This window comes from Flavobacterium sp. NRK F7 (genome assembly GCF_024054195.1).
In the GTDB taxonomy this organism is placed as follows: Bacteria; Bacteroidota; Bacteroidia; order Flavobacteriales; family Flavobacteriaceae; genus Flavobacterium.
Map to the genome: position 1 here is coordinate 2,481,248 of NZ_JAMXLB010000001.1, position 18,402 is coordinate 2,499,649.

The following is an 18,402-nucleotide window of genomic DNA, read 5'->3' on the forward strand; positions in this document are numbered from 1 at the left end:
AATTTAAAAAGATGATTACATTAAAGAAAATATCGCATTTAACAGGTTTTTCTATTTCAACGGTTTCTAAAGCCTTGAATGACAAAGATGATATTAATCATGATACCAAAAAAATAATTCAAGATTATGCATGTAAAATCAATTATAAACCTAATAAAAACGCTCTAGCACTTCGAGGTTGTAAATCCTATATTGTAGCGGTTATTGTACCTAAAATAAACGACTCAATTTATAGTGATATTCTTTGTGAATTAGAATTAAGTGCTACAAAATTCGGATATCGTATTATGTTATTTCAATCTTTCGAAGAAATTAATAAAGTGACCGAATATTTGTATGATGTAAATGATGGGAGTGTGGATGCGGCAATCGTTTTTTCAGCATTTGACGAAAAAATTATCCGTTACAAACATGCCCCCAATAAAAATATTCCAGTAGCGTGTATTCAAATTCAAAAAGAAGAAAGTAATAGCGTGTCTAAAACCTATTGTTTATCCATTTTCGAAAATTTATTAAAAAATATAAAATAGTTATGGCTCAATTTACTCGTATTGAAGTATTTCAAAAAATGAAAGAAACGGGCTTAGTACCATTGTACTATAACGCTGATATTGAAATTTGTAAAAAAGTTATAAAAGCTTGCTATGATGGTGGTGCGCGCTTATTTGAATTTACTTCAAGAGGAGATTTTGCACATCTCGTTTTTACAGAATTAATACAATATACTACAAAAGAATTGCCAGAAATGATTTTGGGTGTAGGCTCAGTAACAGATGCAGCTGCAGCATCTTTATATATGTTATTGGGAGCAAATTTTATAGTAACTCCTGTCTTAAGAGAAGATATTGCAATCGTTTGTAACCGAAGAAAAGTGTTATGGTCACCAGGTTGTGGTTCATTAACTGAAATCGCTAAAGCTGAAGAATTAGGCTGCGAAATTGTAAAATTATTTCCGGGTGATATATACGGTCCTAATTTTGTAAAAAGTGCCTTAGCACCCCAACCATGGACTTCTATTATGCCAACGGGTGGAGTCTCTCCAAATGAAGAAAGTTTAACCAGCTGGTTTCAAGCAGGAGTAACATGTGTTGGAATGGGGTCACAATTAATTTCCCACGAAATCATTAAGAATCAAGAGTATATTGTACTTACCAATCAAGTAAAAAATACTTTGGCAATCATTCAAAAAATAAGAAAATAATACTATCAATTTTAAAAAAATAGAGCTAAATACAAAATATTATGAGTGAAATAACTCCAAAAAAGACCAGTCATTTTAGATGGACCATTTGTGGACTTCTATTTTTAGCAACTACGATAAATTACTTGGATCGACAAGTACTTTCCTTAACTTGGAAAGATTATATCGCTCCAGAATTCCATTGGACAAATAACGATTACGGAAACATAACTGCATTGTTTTCTATATTTTATGCAGTTTCACTATTATTTGCTGGTCGTTTTGTGGACCTTATGGATACCAAAAAAGGTTTTTTATGGGCAATAGGCGTTTGGTCTGTAGGTGCTTGTTTACATGCTTTTGCTGGTATTGCTACTTCTGGTTATCTAACAGGTAGTTGGTTTGTAGGGTTCCAAGAAGCAAAAGATAGTATTGCAACCATTAATGATACTGGGTTAATAATTTCAGTAAGTGTCACTTTATTCATTTTCGCACGTTTTGTTCTTGCTCTAGGAGAAGCAGGTAATTTTCCTGCTGCCATCAAAACAACGGCTGAATATTTTCCAAAGAAAGATAGAGCTTTCTCTACAAGTATTTTTAATGCTGGAGCAACTGTTGGCGCTTTATTAGCTCCAGCGACTATTCCGTTTATTGCAAAAGCTTACGGCTGGGAAATGGCTTTTATAATTATTGGGGCTTTAGGGTTTGTTTGGATGGGATTTTGGATATTTATATACGAGAAACCTGAGAAACATCCGAGAGTTAGTGCAGCTGAATTAGCATACATACAACAAGATACTATTTTGGATAGTACAATTGAAGGATATGTTCCAGAATCTTCTAAAAAGCCATCTTTACTCGAATGTTTTAAATACAAGCAAACTTGGGCATTTGCTTTTGGCAAATTCATGACCGATGGTGTTTGGTGGTTTTTCTTATTTTGGACCCCAGCTTATTTAAGTTCAGTATATCAAATGGATTCCACTGAAGCTGCATTTCCACTATTTATTTTATACACGATTACGTTAGTTTCAATTGTAGGGGGTTGGTTACCAACATATTTTGTAGACAAGAAAGGAATGAATCCTTATGAAGGAAGAATGAAAGCCATGCTAATTTTTGCTTTTTTTCCACTATTAGCCTTAGTAGCACAACCTTTAGGTCATTATACGTATTGGATTCCAGTAATTATAATTGGTATTGCTGGAGCAGCACATCAAGCATGGTCCGCCAATATTTTTACAACTGTAGGCGATATGTTCCCTAAAAAAGCTATCGCAACGGTAACTGGAATTGGAGGTCTAGCAGGTGGTTTAGGTTCAACATTAATCAATAAAGGATCAGGAGTATTATTTGATTTTAGCGAAAATACAAATATGGTATTCCTTGGATTTAAAGGAATCGAAGCTGGATATTTCATTATTTTTTCAATATGTGCCGTATGTTATCTAATTGGTTGGATGGTAATGAAAACTTTGGTACCGAAATACAGTCCGATTACTGATTTATAAATGAACCCGTAATTACTTTATAAATAAAAAGTAAATTTTAAAGAAATGGAAAATATAATAAAACAAAAATTAAATAGAGCAAGCATACAAGAACCAGTTTCTTTTCCTATCAAAGTGGTACAATTTGGTGAAGGTAATTTCTTAAGAGCCTTTGTAGACTATGCTTTTCAAAGATTGAATACGGAACTCGAATTTAATGCTGGTATTGCAGTGGTACAGCCCCTTGCAGGTGGTTTAGTGCATATGCTAAATGATCAAGATGGATTATATACTTTATTCATGAATGGTGTAAAGAAAGGGGAAAAAATTCAAGATATAGCCTTAATTAAAAATGTAGTTAAAGGCGTTAATCCCTATACTGAATTTAAAAACTTCTTAAATTTAGCAAAAGAAGAAGCGTTACAATTTATAATTTCAAATACGACAGAAGCAGGTATCGAATTTGTAGAAACCGATCTGCCAACCATGCAACCACCAGCTTCGTTTCCTGCGAAATTAGCTATTCTTTTACACGAAAGATTTCAACATTTTAAAGGCGATTTTACCAAAGGAGTAACCATTATTCCTTGTGAATTAATTAATTATAATGCAACCACTTTAAAGAATATATTATTACAATATTGTGATTTATGGAAGTTAGATAACACATTTAAAACATGGTTAGTAGAGGCTTGTACATATCACAATACTTTAGTTGATAGAATTGTTCCTGGTTATCCAAAAAATGAAATTGAAGAATACAATAATAAACTTGATTATTCCGATAATTTAATTGTTACAGCCGAACCTTTTTTTCTTTGGGTTATTGAAGGAGATGAAGCTTTAAAGCAAAAGTTACCTTTTCATAAAACCGATTTGAATGTGAAAATTGTGGATGACATGCAAGATTTTAGAACCTTAAAAGTTCGTATTTTAAATGGAGCCCATACTGCCATGGTACCTTTTTCTATTTTATATGGAAATGAAACAGTAAGAGAAACAGTAGACGGTACATTTACAGGAAACTTTGTTAAAGAAGTAATTTCCGAAATTAATAGTACGCTAGACATGAATCCTGTTGAAATTGCCAATTACGCAGAAGAGGTAATGGATCGGTTTAGAAATCCATTTATCATTCATAAATTATCGGACATTGCTTTAAATACAGTTTCAAAATTTAAAGTAAGGGTATTGCCTAGTTTATTAAAATATGTTACCAATACTCAAAAACTACCTGTCCATCTTGGTTTTTCATTAGCTTGTTTAATTCAATTTTACAAAGGAGATTGGAACGGAAAAGCATTACCTATTAAAGATAACGCTGAAATAATATCATTTTTTAATACACTTTGGAAAACCAAAGACTTACCAAAAATTGTAAATTCAACTTTAGAAAATACAGATTTTTGGGAATGTAATTTACTAGAAGTAAAAGGATTAGCTGAAGCTGTTGTAACAGCTCTAACTGAAATTGAAACCAATGGAATTGAAATTGGCTTTGAAAATTTTAAAATGAAATTCAATTCTTAAGAAGGTAATCATGCAAAAGCAATTAATAAAAGTACATCCCTCAGACAATGTTATTGTAGCACTTGTTGACTTAAATGAAGGTGAAAAAGTGACTTTTGAAGATACTATAATTACAATTACAAAATCGGTCAAAGCAAAGCATAAAATTGCGGCTCAAGATTTTGAAAAAGGGGATCGAATTATCATGTATGGCGTTTTAGTAGGAAAGGCAAGTACATCAATTCAAAAAGGAGAAGTTGTTACGACTATTAATGTGACGCATCAAAGTGAAAAAGTATTTGGGAAAACGGACACCATTTCTTGGGTGGCACCCAATATTGAAAAATGGAAAGACAAAACCTTTCTAGGATATCATAGAGAAGACGGACAAGTAGGAACAGAAAATGTTTGGCTGTTTTTTCCTTTGGTTTTTTGCGAAAATAGAAACATTGAAGTTCTAAAAGAAATATTCGAAAAAGAACTTTTAAAACAAAAGGTTAATAAACATCAAATGTTATTGCGTTCTTTAGTAAATAGTGATATATCTGCTGATGAAGAAACGGTTTCTGAGAATGTTTTTGAAAATATTGATGTTAAATTTATTACACATCAAGGGGGTTGTGGAGGTATAAGACAAGACTCTGAATTATTAGCCAAATTATTGGCTGGATATGTTAATAATCCAAATGTTGCAGGTGCAACGGTATTGAGCTTAGGTTGTCAAAATTTGCAAATTGAAATTTTTAAACAAGCGTTACAAACCATTAATCCTAACTCTAAGAAACCTATTATTATTTATGAACAACAAAAAATGGGTACCGTTGATGAAATGTTATCAGCTATAATTAAAGATTCCTTCGAAGCTATTAAGGAAGCCAATAAAATAGAACGAAAACCCGCTCCTTTATCTAAACTGAGAGTTGGTTTAGAATGTGGTGGTTCTGATGGCTTTTCAGGTATTTCTGCCAATCCTACTTTAGGTCATGTTTCCGATTTATTAACAGCATTAGGTGGTACTGCCATTTTATCTGAATTTCCCGAGTTATGTGGGGTAGAACAAGAATTAGTAAACCGTTGTGTAAACGAAGAAAAAGGAGAAAAATTTTTAGCTTTAATGAAAGCCTTTGAAAAATCGGTTGTAGATGCCGGTTCTGGTTTTGATATGAATCCTTCGCCTGGAAATATAAAAGACGGTTTAATTACAGATGCTATGAAATCGGCTGGAGCAGCAAAAAAAGGAGGAACTTCACCTGTTTGTGATGTTTTAGATTATGGAGAATATGTATCCACTACAGGTTTAAATTTGCTAAATACACCAGGAAATGACGTAGAAAGTACAACAGCTATGGTGGGTTCTGGAGCTACTTTAGTTTTGTTTACTACTGGTTTGGGCACACCAACAGGTAATCCTATTGCACCTATAATTAAAGTGTCTTCCAACTCAGAATTAGCACAAAAAATGCCAGATATTATTGATATTGATACTGGTGCAATCATTAGAGGAGAAAAGACAATTGAAGAAATGGGAGAGGAGATGCTTCATTTTATTATTGATGTAGCTAGTGGTAGAACTATTACAAAATCCAAACTTTTAAATCAAAATGATTTTATTCCTTGGAAAAGAGGAGTTTCCTTATAAAAGAAAAGCCGTTTATTTTTAAACGGCTTTTCTTTTATAAGGGATTGCTTGTTGATTTTCTAATAATTAATTCCGGTTCTAAGATAACTTTTTTCTCAATTTTTACTTTCTCAGTATTATTGATTTGTTCCAAAAAGACTTTTGCTGTCATTTTACCCATTTCTCTAGGAAACTGATCTATAGTACTAATCGAAAGTTCCATAAATTTTGTAAAAGGTTCATTACTAAAACCAATTACTGAAAAATCTTCTGGAATTTTAATACCTTTTTCCTTTAATTGTTGAATGGCTCCTAAGGCAGCAAAATCACTCGCTGAAAACAAAGCATCTGGGGGATTTTTCATAGAAAGTAACTTTTTAATCGCTTTTTTTCCATCATCCAAATTACTCTCAGTTCGTACGACATAATCAGGTTCGTAATCGATATTGTTATCTAATAAAGCTTGTTTATAGCCTAGAAAACGATCCTTAAAAATTTCAATATTGGTATCCCCTGAAAAATGTGCAATTTTTGTTCTTCCCGTATCAATTAAGTGTTGCGTTGCTTTATAACCACCATTAAAGTCGTTAATAGTAACCGAACTCACATTATTCAATGATTTTTTTCTATCAAAAAAGATTAAAGGCACATCTTTCTTCAAAATGCGTTCAAAAATAGAATTTTTACTACTAGAAGTAGAAATAAGAATACCATCTACTTGTGCGTTTAATAGTGCTTCAATATTATCGCCTTCTTTTATTTCATTCCCATCGGTTTGACAGATGATAATATGATAACCATGCGGATTTAATTCTTGTTCAATTCCTCTAATTACAGAACCAAAAAAATTAGTATCTACTCGAGGCACAATAACACCAACGTTATTACTTTTTCCGCTTTTAAGAGCAAGAGCTAATTTATTTTGTTCATAATTCATTTTTTGAGCCGTTTTCAGAACAAGTTCCTTAGTGGCTTCGCTAACATCACTTTGATTGTTAAGTGCTCTAGATACTGTTGCAGCAGTAATATTCAATTTTTTAGCTATGTCGTAAATAGTGGTTTTCTTCTTCATTTATAAGGATCAACTTAAGACGTATTAGTAATAAAATGGCTTTGAAAGTAATGGATTAAGAAATACAAAAATAACTATAATATTAGATTTATCAATATTTTTTTAATCTATGAATATCATAATTATTTTAAGTAATTATTATGCATTGAGTAATTATTTCACTTTTTTTTTATTTTTTATTAAAATTTACTTGTTTAGTAAGACACTTTTATTTATTTTCGTAATCGATTACGGTAAATAATTTATTAATTAATAAATCTAAAATGAAGTTTCCTTTTGAAATACTAAAACTACTGATTGTTATTCTTGTAATAACATCTATAGATTCATGTAAACATAAAAAAGAAAATACAGCTGCTAAAAAAGAAAGAACAGCAACAGAAATTTTGGAGGAAATTATTACTAACGTAAAAGAACCTCAGTTTAAAAGTGATGTATTTAATATAATCGATTTTGGTGCTATTGGAGATGGAAAAACGGTAAACACAAAAGCTATTGAAAATGCAATACAAAAATGTGCAAAAAATGGTGGTGGTGTGGTTATAATACCTATTGGAAAATACTTAACGGGTCCTATTCATTTAGAAAGTAATGTTAATTTACATTTAGAGGAAGGAGCAGAAGTCTTATTTTCTACTAATCCTAATGATTATTATCCTTTAGTGCACACTTCATTTGAAGGCATTGAACTTCTTAATTATTCACCATTAATTTATGCCTATCAAAAAAATAATATCGCAATCACTGGTAAAGGTATTTTAAATGGTCAAGCCAATGAAACCAATTGGTGGCCATGGAAAGGAAGTACTTCGGAAGGACATTCATATGGTTTTATTGAAGGGCAACCCTCCCAAAAAGACAGCTTAAACTTACCCACATTAATGCACATGGGACAAAATGAAGTAGCTCTAAATGAAAGAGTTTTTGGTAAAGGGCATTATTTACGCCCAAACTTTATTGAGCCTTTTGAGTGTACTAATGTTTTAATAAAAGATGTTACTATCATAAATGCTCCATTTTGGATCATCCATCCCATAAAATGTAACTCGGTAATTGTGGATAATGTTTCAATAACAAGTCACGGACCCAATAACGACGGTTGTGATCCTGAATACTCAAAGAATGTAATCATCAAAAATTGCACATTTAATACAGGTGATGATTGTATCGCGATTAAAGCAGGAAGAGATGCTGAAGGGAGAAAAGTAGGTATTAAAAGTGAAAATATTGTAGTTCAAAATTGTAAAATGATTGATGGACATGGAGGTGTTGTAATTGGTAGTGAAATGTCTGCTGGAGTACAAAACGTTTTTGTTGAAAACTGCATTATGGATAGTCCAAACTTAGAAAGAGCCATTCGCATTAAAACCAATACGAGAAGGGGAGGAACCGTTGATGGAGTATATGTTAAAAATTTAAAAGTTGGAGAAGTGAAAGAAGCACTCCTAAAAATAAATTTAAAATATAGTATTTATGAAAATCAGCAAGGAAACTTTATTCCTAAAGTAAAAAATATTTTTTTACAGGATGTAACAGTCAAAAATTCTGGAAAATATGTAATTCTAGCAGACGGTTTAGAAAACTCAATAATTGAAAACATTCAATTTAAAAATGTATCAGTCGATACAGTTCAAAATGATTTTTCATTAAAACATGTCAGTAAAGTACAATTTATTAATACCTACATAAATAAAAGAAAACTAACCAACAACCCTAATTAAACTAAATTTTATTATGAAGATGAAAATTTTATTAACCCATAGGCAACTCTATTTAATTGCGTTGTTTCTATCTTTATTCTTATCTCAAAATGGATTTACTCAAAATGGAAAAATTAAAATTTCTGGAACGGTAATAGATTCTAGTGATAAATTACCCATACCAGGAGTAAATGTGTATGAAAAAGGTACTAAAAATGGACAATCTACAAATTTTGATGGTTTTTTTGAAATTGAAACCAACAATCCAAATGCCACACTAGTATTTAGTTACATCGGTTATATAACAAATGAAGTTCAAGTAAATGGTCAAACTAAATTAACTGTAAACCTTATTCAAGATACAAAAAAATTAGATGAAGTAATTGTCATTGGATATGGAACCTCAAAAAAAGCTGATTTGACAGGATCAGTTGCAGCCATATCAAGTGAAGAAATTCTAAAAAGACCCGTTACGAATGTCGCAGAAGCTTTGACGGGGCAAATTGCTGGAATAAACATTACCACTACAGAAGGTTCACCTGATGCAGAAATTAACATAAGAGTTCGTGGTGGTGGCTCATTATCTCAAGATGCTTCACCATTGTATATTGTAGATGGATTTCCTGTAACCAGCATTAGTGATATTTCTCCATCCAATATTGAAAATATTACGGTATTAAAAGATGCTTCTTCTACTGCAATTTATGGTTCAAGAGGTGCATATGGTGTTATTTTAATTACTACAAAATCGGGAACCAAAGGAAATAAAATAGAAGTTTCTTATAACACTTTTACAGGGTTCAATAAAATTCGTAAAACATTAGATATAAATGGTTCTAAAGACTACGTAAATTGGCAATACGAATATGCTTTATTAACAAATGATGTAACTTCATTCGAAGATTATTTAGGAACTTGGGATAATATCAATCAATATGATTCTACACCTACGACTAATTGGCAAGACAATATTTTCGGGCAAACAGGAATCGTACAAAATCATGATTTAAGTGTAAGAGGAGGTTCTGATAAAATCAATTATAACTTTAATTATACCCATTATGATTTGAAAGGAATTATGATTGGTTCCGATTATAAAAGAGACAATTTATCTTTACGATTAAAAAGTAAACCGAATGATAATATCAGTTTAAATTACACAGTAAGATATTCTGATACTGAAATTAATGGAGGAGGAGCCAATGAACAAAATGAAAAATCAACGGCTGATTCTCGTATGAAACATTTCATAGGTTTTGCTCCATTCGAGATTGATGGCGTTACCAGTAGCAGTACAGATGAAGATTTAGCAAGTAACTTAACTAATCCTTATGTAACTGTAGCTGATAACAACAGACGTCAATTTAGAAGAAATTTTAATATGTTAGGAGGTATTTCATGGAATATTACTGATGCGCTACAATTGTCTACTGATTTTGGTTTGGATTATTATAAATTTTCAGATTATCGTTTTTATGGAAAAAGTACTTATTATGTAAATAATACTCCAGCAGTTGAAAATCAAGGGATGCCTGCTCTTATTTTTAGTACTAGAGACGATAAAAGATTTAGAAACGCAACTACCTTAAATTATGATTTTAAAAAATTACTTGGAAATGACCATCATTTAAAAGTTTTATTAGGAGGGGAAACTATTAATTTTAAATCCAATACCTTAACGAATACTATACATGCCTATCCAAGTTTTTTTACTTTTGATAACGCCATTAACTTAACGACACAAGGAACACCTTTCTCTACAGAAAATTATAATTTACCAGAAGACAAATTACTCTCCTTTTTTGGTAGAATTAATTACGATTTTAAAAACAAATACTTACTTACGGCAACCTATCGTGCAGATGGCTCAAGTAAATTTTTAGGAAAAAACAAATGGGGTTATTTTCCATCAGTTGCAGCTGCTTGGAAAATTTCAGAAGAAAGCTTTTTAGAGAAATACGATTGGTTGAATCTGTTAAAAGTAAGAGTTAGTTATGGAAAGGCAGGTAATAATAATATTCCTGTAGGTCAAACTATTCAGCCATTTCAATCTTCAGTAACTTCATGGATTAATAATGTAAACAGTTATTGGGCTGCTTCTAATGTACTGGCCAACCCTGATTTAAAATGGGAAACCACTACTACACAAAACTTAGGTATTGATTATGAAATTTTTAATGGAAGAATTAGTGGAACATTTGATACCTATAAAAATTTAACTAGTGATTTATTAATCAATTTCCCAATTCCAGGCACAGGTTATAATACCCAATATAGAAATATGGGTGAAATTCAAAATAAAGGAATTGAAGCTTCTTTAAATGTTGATGCCATTAAAAAAGAAAAATTCAACTTAAGTTTTGCTTTCAATATTAGTTTAAATAAAAATAACATTAACTCATTAGGTGAATTAAGTGATTTTGGAGCAGCGTCAAGATGGGCATCTACAGCTATAGATACTGACTTCTTAGTTAATGTAGGACAACCTCTAGGTCTAATGTATGGTTACCAAAGTGATGGTCGCTATGAAGTATCCGATTTTGATTATGTGGGTGGTGTCTATACTTTGAAACCAAATGTACCAAGTAATTCATCTATTATAGGTACTGTAAATCCAGGATCAATGAAATTAAAAGATACCAATGGAGACGGTGTAGTTAATTTAGAGGATAGAACTATTATTGGAAATGCGAACCCAAAACATACAGGTGGTTTTATTATCAATGCCAATTATTCCAACTTTGATTTTTCTGCTGGTTTTAACTGGAGCTATGGAAATGACATTTACAATGCTACTAAAATTGAACATTCGACTGCAACCTCTAATGCAGGCCAATTTAGAAATTTATTAACAACAATGGCTGAAGGAGTTAGATGGAACAATGTAGATCCAACGACAGGAAGTTTGGTTACCGATCCGAACCAATTAACTGCATTAAATAGTAATACATCGATGTGGTCTCCTTTTATGGATCGATATGTTTTCTCTGATTGGGCTGTTGAAGATGGATCTTTCTTACGATTAAATACCCTAACACTTGGATATAGTTTACCAAATGACTTCATACAAAAAATTGGAATTTCAAGATTACGATTATATAGTACGGTAAGCAATGTATTTGTATGGACTAAATATTCTGGTTTTGATCCAGAAGTTTCAACTAGAAGACAAACACCATACACTCCAGGAGTTGACTATTCACCGTATCCAAAAAGCAGACAAATACTGTTAGGATTAAATTTAAATTTTTAATAACTAAAACTATTATAAAATGAAAAATAGAATATTAGTTTTTGCAATCATTATAAGCGCTATTTTAAGTTCTTGTGAAGAAGATTATCTCGATTCTAAAACATTATCTACCTTAGATGAATCTGTAATTTTTTCAACTCCAGGACTAGCACAAGGGGCTGTAGATGGTATTAAAGTTCCTTTTGGTGAAACCAATTCCTACAGAGGACGATTCTTACCATGGTATGGAATGAATACCGATATTGAATGGTACAATGCATCGGAATCAACTTCCAATGATAATGCTACTTTATGCAACTATAATGCTTTACCTAATAATACTCAAATGAATACTTCTAACAATGCTTGGGATAAAATGTACCAAGGTATTGAGAGAGCCAATATTTGTATTCGTGGTTTACGTACCTACGGAAATCCAACAGCTGGTTCAGAATTAGGGTATTTGTTAGGTGAAGCCTTAACTTTAAGAGCGGTTTATTATGCCGATTTATTAAAAGCATGGGGTGATGTACCTGCACGATTTGAACCTATAAGTTCGGAAACATTGTATTTGCCAAAATCAAATAGAGATATCATCTATAAGCAATTAATCCAAGATTTAGGTGAAGCTGCTGATTTAGTGCCTTGGCCAAACGGAAATGCAGCTACAGGAAGTGTAGAACGTGTCAATAAAGCTTTCGTAAAAGGATTAAGAGCAAGATTAGCCCTTGCTGCTTCAGGATTTCAACAATATCCAGATGGAGTTAGAAAAAGTAATGATCCTGAACTATCGGTTCAAAATATGTATACTTTGGCTTTTAACGAATGTAAAGCTATTATCGACAGTGGAACGGCTCATTTAGAACCAACTTTCGAAGGACTATGGAAAAAATACAATCAAGAAAACACACAAGCGGGAGGTGAATCGTTATGGGAAATCCCTTTTTCTGCAGGTAGAGGTAGAATGCTATTTACATTTGCTGTAAGACATACGAATAACGATCAATATCATTCTAATGGAAATAATAGAGGAGGACAAGCTGGTCCTCTGCCTTTTATCTTTTATGATTATGATGAAGCGGATGCAAGAAGAGATGTAACCTGTGTTCCTTATTTATGGGGACCAGCTACAAACGGATTTGCAAAACAACAACTAGGCGCATTGAATAAATGGTATTTTGGTAAATACCGTTATGAATGGATGAATCGAATTGTAACATCTACAAATGATGACGGTGTAAATAAAATTTACATGCGTTACGCAGAAATCTTGTTAATGGCTGCGGAAACAGCTAATGAATTACAAGGACCTAGTGCAGCTGCTCCTTACTTAAAAGAATTGCGTATGAGAGCTTTTGATCCTTCTTTACATCCAACAAAAGTTGATGCTTATGTGAATGCTTTGGGTAGTAAACAACAAATGTTTGATGCTATCGTAGAAGAACATAAATATGAATTTACAGGTGAAATGGAACGTAAGCAAGCTTTAATTCGTTGGAACTTATTAGAAACTAAACTAGTAGAAGCTAAAGCAAAAATGTTTGATTTGCAACAAAGAGCAGGAGATTATTTTGATGTACCTTCTACATTGTATTATAAATATGCAACAGATAACGAAACGTTAATCATCTACGGATTGAATAGAAATGAAAATACAGTTCCAGGTCCAGACTATACTGCTTTTCAATGGGATAATCTTACAGATTCTAAAATAAATGCCTTATATAGTAGTGAAACGAGTCCAAATAATCGACAATTTTGGCCTATCTGGCAGGTCTTTTTAGATTCTAGTAACGGAACATTGGTTAACGATTACGGATATTAATTGGACCCGTTTAATTTGAGTTAGTAGAATTGTAGAATTTGTTTTTACCGAATGCTTGAGAATTGCATTTCAAAGATTTAGAATTTCTTATGGTATTCGGTAAAGCAAATTAATAACAAAATCCAAAACCTTATTTTTTATAAACGATTAAAAATCAAAAAAAATACAAAATCATGACAAAAAAAAGACTCTTTTTGTTGCTTTGCTTTGTGTTATCCATTTCTTTTAGTCAATCACAAAATATTGATGTTTGGGATTTTGGTGCAACACAATTAGATACCAACCTATATACCAATCATTTAGATGAAACTATCATCAATTCTTGGTATGATGGTAGTATAACTCCAGGTAGTTCTGCTATTAATTTGCCAACAAGTTTCACTGCAGGAGCTATATCATGGACTGGTAATAGTGGCGATAGACTACGAACTACAAATACGAATTTAACACGATATGATGCCAATATCGCTAGTGTAACAACTTTTTCTGGAAGAATCTATTGTAATGGAACTCCAAACCTTTCAAATGGTATTCCTACCAATAGATTTATGCAATTATCCTTAAATGAAGATGATGAAGTAAGCATATTCTCTCGAACTGATGCTGGTGGAGATTTAACATTCATGGATGAGACTAATCCATCTTTGCAAACTGATATAATTAGCTTAACTTCAACGAGTGGTGCCACCACAGAAGCTAAATTTGTAGCAAAAAACACAGGCACTTTTAAACTTTATGTAGCCAATGGTAAAGCTAGTTTTTATAGAATTTACCGAAAAGCAGCTGTATATACAACCGTTTCTGGATCAATTGATGTGACTCAAGCTAGTTCAATTCCTAATTCATATGCTGTAGTTTTTACCAATCTAGCTGGAAAATCTTGGACAGCACAAATGAATGCAAATAATACGTATCAAATTAATTTACCACAAGGATATAGTTATACAGCAAGTTTAATTGATGCGAATGGTTTTATTATAACGAATGGTCAGTCTTTAGATTTATCAACAGTAATTACTCCAACATTTACTCATGATATCAGAATTTTAGAAGTTTCTTTGTATGAGGTAACAGGCTCAATCATTGGTTTAAATACGAATATAAATGATTTGCAACTATTATATACAGCTGATTCATCGAGTAATACTGTATTTGTACCAACGCCTGTAATCAATTTTAATACGAGTACTTATTCGGTGCAACTTGAAGCTAATATTGCTTATACAATTACAGCAAATGGAGTAAATGATTATGAATTAGACTCCAATACAATCACAATAGCAAATTCTAATACAAATTCTAATATTACTTTTTCTCCAAAACCAACGTATCCTGTTTCAATTACGACAACAGGATTAACAACTACTGAAGAAAGTAATTTGCAACTTACTTTTACAAATTTAAATGAACCAAGTTATACTTATTTCTTTTCATCAATCAATGGAATTAGATTAAGAGATGGTGTTTATACTATTACTACAAGTGGTTTAGATATCTATCCAGTGCAAATGGCATTAACGTCTAATCTTATAATAAATGGAACTGCTAATTCCAAAAATATTGATTTTGAACCCGTTAGCAATTGGCCATTTAACGACCAAGTGATAACAACTTCAAATTCTGCTTACAAAGGCTTACTTTTCACAGGAAACATTTCAAACTCTATAGGTCAAGGACATTTAATTGCACAAGCAGGCTCTTCCATACAAATTCCTGTTAATGTGGGTGATAAAATAACTATAGATTATTATTACTCTGCTAATTTTTCAATTGAAAATGGAGCTGCAATTAGTACAATAAATTCAACGGGAACAACTTCAACAACAGATAGTGTAGAATATACTTACACAGGTTCAAATTCGGGTTATATTACCATAAATAGTAATGCAACCACGTATTTCACCAATATAAAAATAGGAGGAACAATACCTTACAGCCCAACAATTACCGTTGGAACAAATAAAGATTTTACTACAATAAATGAAGCCTTATTGGCAGTTTCACAAATGGTACGAACTCCTTCCGAAAGAGTTACAATTCTAATAGATCCAGGAAATTATGAAGAAATGTTAGTTATTGATCAGCCCTTGGTAACGTTGAAAAATGCGGCTATAAGTCCTACTATTGGCCTTTTAAATTCAGGAGTAGACATAGATCCAAGCGCAGTCCGAGTAACTTCTTATTATGGCCATGGCTATACGTATTATAGTATGTCATCCGATCAGAAATGGCATCAAAATGTATTGGATGTAAACACACAAAATGGTTATCCTTCCTATCAAAATACAGGAGCAGGAACAACTAATGGTTCCTATTGGAATGCAACAGTAGTTATTGCCGCAGATGGTTTTGAAGCGGAAAATATCATTTTTGAAAATTCATTTAATCAATATATTTCAAATAAAGAATCGCAAGATATTGTTGTAGCATGGACAAATGGAAGTCCGGGAAATAGACCTACAAATGCAGGTAACACAACGGTACAAAATAGAAGTTATGTTGAAAGAGCAGCTGCAATTGCTATTAAAAACAATGTGCAAAAAGTAATTTTAAATAAATGTAGAGTTGTTGGAAGACAAGATTCTTTTTATGGTGGAACAGGTGCTAGGGTAGCGGTTTATAAAGGAGAAATAATGGGAGCCGTGGATTATATTTTTGGAGCCATGGATGTTGTCTTCTATCAATCTAAATTAAGCATGAATGTAAGTGATGCTTCAAATGATTCAGCCTATATTACTGCAGCCCAACAAAGTACTGGACGTGGCTTTTTAATGTATGAATGTACCATTACTACCGCACAACCAGGTTCAGAAACAGCTTCTATATACAGAGCAAAGCCAGGTTATTTTGGGCGACCTTGGCAAGCCAATACCAGTGAGGTTGTATTTTACAATACTACTATTGAAACTTCAAATTATCCAGGTTTTGTAGGAAACTCATTGATTATGCCTTTAGGTTGGCAAAATACACTTGGAGGAAATTCAAGCGGAATGTATGAATATGGAACTGTTGAACAATCCAATGAAAATAATACACCTAGCAGAGCTTATTGGTCAACCTCTTTAAACACACCCTATCTTAATGATGGTACAGAAGTTACAACTTTCAATTTTACGAAAGGAAATGATAATTGGGATCCTTTTCCGCAATTAATTGCAGATGACTTATTAGAAATCACTCCTTTTGAACAAAATCGTACGGTAAATGCATTTTCATTTAAAAACCAAATCTATATAAATAATGTAAGGTCACTTACAACGGTTACAATTTATGCACTTAACGGTGCCTTGACTCAATCCTTTGAAATCAATTCAAACCAACAAATTGAAATGAGTCCAGGGATTTGGATTGTTGTTGTAAAGGACTCAATAAACCAAGAATCATTTAAAGTTATAACGTTTTAAAAATATAATATGAAAACTTACCTTTTAATTTTCTGTTCACTTATGTATTCCATCTGTTTATTTGGTCAGAATTATTATATGGCAACACCTCAAGGTTTTGGAGCAAATGCAACAGGTGGAGGTAATGCAACACCAGTTACTGTGACTACTTATACTGCTTTTAAAAATGCTTTATTATCAACGTCACCAGCAAATGCAGTAATTCTAGTATCAGGAACCATCGATTGCGAGTATACAAGTGTACAATTAAACAATAAATCAATCATTGGTTTACCAGGTGCCAAATTAAGAAACCTACAAATTACCGTGGGTAATTCCACAACTTCGGCAGCTAATTCGGGTATATTAAATATCAAACCAAATTCTAATAATGTGATTATTAGAAATCTTATTTTTGAAGGTCCTGGAGCATATGATGTTGATGGAAGAGATAATCTGACTAACGAAGGAACCAATATTTGGGTAGACCATTGTGAATTTCAAGACGGGATGGATGGTAATTTTGATAATAAAGGTGCAGCAGATAACATTACTATTTCATGGTGCAAATTTACGTATTTAAAAGCGCCAATTGCTGGTGGTTCAGGAGGTTCAAACGACCATCGTTTTACCAACTTAGTGGGCTCTTCCGCTAGCGATGCAACAGCTGACGGTCACTATAGCATTACTTTTCAAAATTGTTATTGGGCAAATGGTTGTAAAGAAAGAATGCCAAGAGCAAGAAATGCCGAATTGCATTTAATAAGTTGTTACTACAATACTTCAGTTCCAAGTGCAAAAGCTATTGGATTAGGTGGAGGTACCAATAATTCTACTTGTTATGTAGAAAATACTAATTTTGCTACTGTAGCGAATGTGTATACGTATTACAGCGGAGATGGAGGAACAGTAGCAGTAGCTTTTAACAATTGTATTAATGGAGCGTCAAACATTGGTACTGTATCAGCACCATCTTACAGTACAACACCTATTCCAGTAAATGAAGTTGAAGCATTATTAACAGACCCAACTTGTGGTGCTGGTGCTACTTTACAAGTTTCTGCATCGGGAGTTATTACTCCTAGTAGTTGTGCTACACTTTCAAACCCAAAAGTAAATGAGCAAACAATTCGTTTTTTTACTTCTATGGCTGATAAAAATATTGAAATTCATTTTCCATCAGCTATTGCAAATGAATTGGAAATTGCTATTTATTCTTTAAATGGACAAGAAACAAATAAATATAAATACAAAAACCTTGTATCAAACGAAGTTATAAAAATTAATATTGAAAATTTAGCTAAAGGAATTTATTGCTGCAATGTAAGGTTTGATAATCAAATGGAATCTTGGAAATTTATCAAAAACTAAATATCTAATTCTCTCATTTACT

11 protein-coding genes are annotated in these 18,402 nt (G+C 32.3%); 10 read left to right on the forward strand and 1 reads right to left on the reverse strand.

What is annotated here, in order from left to right:
- Window positions 1–11 precede the first annotated feature (11 nt).
- From NHF47_RS11225 to NHF47_RS11245, 5 genes are read left to right on the forward strand one after another with little or no spacing between them, the layout of a single operon-like run.
- A complete protein-coding gene (locus NHF47_RS11225) occupies window positions 12–530 on the forward strand; it encodes a LacI family DNA-binding transcriptional regulator (protein WP_252765010.1) in 519 nt (172 codons plus the stop codon).
- A gap of 2 nt (window positions 531–532) precedes the next feature.
- A complete protein-coding gene (locus tag NHF47_RS11230) occupies window positions 533–1,201 on the forward strand; it encodes a bifunctional 4-hydroxy-2-oxoglutarate aldolase/2-dehydro-3-deoxy-phosphogluconate aldolase (protein ID WP_252765011.1) in 669 nt (222 codons plus the stop codon).
- Window positions 1,202–1,242: 41 nt separating this feature from the next.
- Window positions 1,243–2,691 carry an MFS transporter gene (locus NHF47_RS11235; protein ID WP_252765012.1) on the forward strand — a complete coding sequence of 483 codons (1,449 nt, stop codon included), beginning with the start codon at window positions 1,243–1,245 and terminating at the stop codon, window positions 2,689–2,691.
- Window positions 2,692–2,736: 45 nt separating this feature from the next.
- The gene (locus NHF47_RS11240; RefSeq protein ID WP_252765013.1) at window positions 2,737–4,200 is read left to right on the forward strand and encodes a tagaturonate reductase; all 1,464 of its coding nucleotides are present in this window, start codon (window positions 2,737–2,739) and stop codon (window positions 4,198–4,200) included.
- Window positions 4,201–4,210: 10 nt separating this feature from the next.
- Window positions 4,211–5,818: a UxaA family hydrolase gene (locus NHF47_RS11245; RefSeq protein ID WP_252765014.1), complete on the forward strand. Its 1,608-nt coding sequence runs from the start codon at window positions 4,211–4,213 to the stop codon at window positions 5,816–5,818.
- Window positions 5,819–5,852: 34 nt separating this feature from the next.
- Here NHF47_RS11245 and NHF47_RS11250 read toward each other — a convergent pair whose 3' ends face one another.
- Window positions 5,853–6,869, reverse strand: a complete 1,017-nt coding sequence (locus tag NHF47_RS11250; protein ID WP_252765015.1) for a LacI family DNA-binding transcriptional regulator — start codon at window positions 6,867–6,869, stop codon at window positions 5,853–5,855.
- A 263-nt stretch (window positions 6,870–7,132) separates the two neighbouring features.
- Between NHF47_RS11250 and NHF47_RS11255 the strand changes: the two genes are divergently transcribed.
- The 5 genes from NHF47_RS11255 to NHF47_RS11275 all read left to right on the forward strand — a co-directional run bounded on the left by NHF47_RS11255 (window position 7,133) and on the right by NHF47_RS11275 (window position 18,380).
- Window positions 7,133–8,590, forward strand: coding sequence for a glycoside hydrolase family 28 protein (locus tag NHF47_RS11255; protein ID WP_252765016.1), 1,458 nt, complete (start codon window positions 7,133–7,135; stop codon window positions 8,588–8,590).
- Between the two features lie 13 nt (window positions 8,591–8,603).
- Window positions 8,604–11,822: a TonB-dependent receptor gene (locus tag NHF47_RS11260; RefSeq protein WP_252765017.1), complete on the forward strand. Its 3,219-nt coding sequence runs from the start codon at window positions 8,604–8,606 to the stop codon at window positions 11,820–11,822.
- Window positions 11,823–11,841: 19 nt separating this feature from the next.
- Window positions 11,842–13,626 (forward strand): RagB/SusD family nutrient uptake outer membrane protein, encoded by a 1,785-nt coding sequence (locus NHF47_RS11265; protein ID WP_252765018.1) that lies wholly within the window; start codon window positions 11,842–11,844, stop codon window positions 13,624–13,626.
- Window positions 13,627–13,799: 173 nt separating this feature from the next.
- A complete protein-coding gene (locus NHF47_RS11270; protein WP_252765019.1) occupies window positions 13,800–17,030 on the forward strand; it encodes a pectinesterase family protein in 3,231 nt (1,076 codons plus the stop codon).
- A gap of 9 nt (window positions 17,031–17,039) precedes the next feature.
- The gene (locus NHF47_RS11275; protein ID WP_252765020.1) at window positions 17,040–18,380 is read left to right on the forward strand and encodes a T9SS type A sorting domain-containing protein; all 1,341 of its coding nucleotides are present in this window, start codon (window positions 17,040–17,042) and stop codon (window positions 18,378–18,380) included.
- The last annotated feature ends 22 nt before the right edge of the window (window positions 18,381–18,402 follow it).

Coding starts and splice junctions, on each gene's coding strand:
- NHF47_RS11240 (WP_252765013.1), top strand. CDS start 2,737: ATGGAAAATATAATAAAACAAAAATTAAATAGAGCAAGCATACAAGAA.
- NHF47_RS11250 (WP_252765015.1), bottom strand. CDS start 6,869: ATGAAGAAGAAAACCACTATTTACGACATAGCTAAAAAATTGAATATT.
- NHF47_RS11230 (WP_252765011.1), top strand. CDS start 533: ATGGCTCAATTTACTCGTATTGAAGTATTTCAAAAAATGAAAGAAACG.
- NHF47_RS11260 (WP_252765017.1), top strand. CDS start 8,604: ATGAAGATGAAAATTTTATTAACCCATAGGCAACTCTATTTAATTGCG.
- NHF47_RS11225 (WP_252765010.1), top strand. CDS start 12: ATGATTACATTAAAGAAAATATCGCATTTAACAGGTTTTTCTATTTCA.
- NHF47_RS11255 (WP_252765016.1), top strand. CDS start 7,133: ATGAAGTTTCCTTTTGAAATACTAAAACTACTGATTGTTATTCTTGTA.
- NHF47_RS11270 (WP_252765019.1), top strand. CDS start 13,800: ATGACAAAAAAAAGACTCTTTTTGTTGCTTTGCTTTGTGTTATCCATT.
- NHF47_RS11245 (WP_252765014.1), top strand. CDS start 4,211: ATGCAAAAGCAATTAATAAAAGTACATCCCTCAGACAATGTTATTGTA.
- NHF47_RS11235 (WP_252765012.1), top strand. CDS start 1,243: ATGAGTGAAATAACTCCAAAAAAGACCAGTCATTTTAGATGGACCATT.
- NHF47_RS11265 (WP_252765018.1), top strand. CDS start 11,842: ATGAAAAATAGAATATTAGTTTTTGCAATCATTATAAGCGCTATTTTA.
- NHF47_RS11275 (WP_252765020.1), top strand. CDS start 17,040: ATGAAAACTTACCTTTTAATTTTCTGTTCACTTATGTATTCCATCTGT.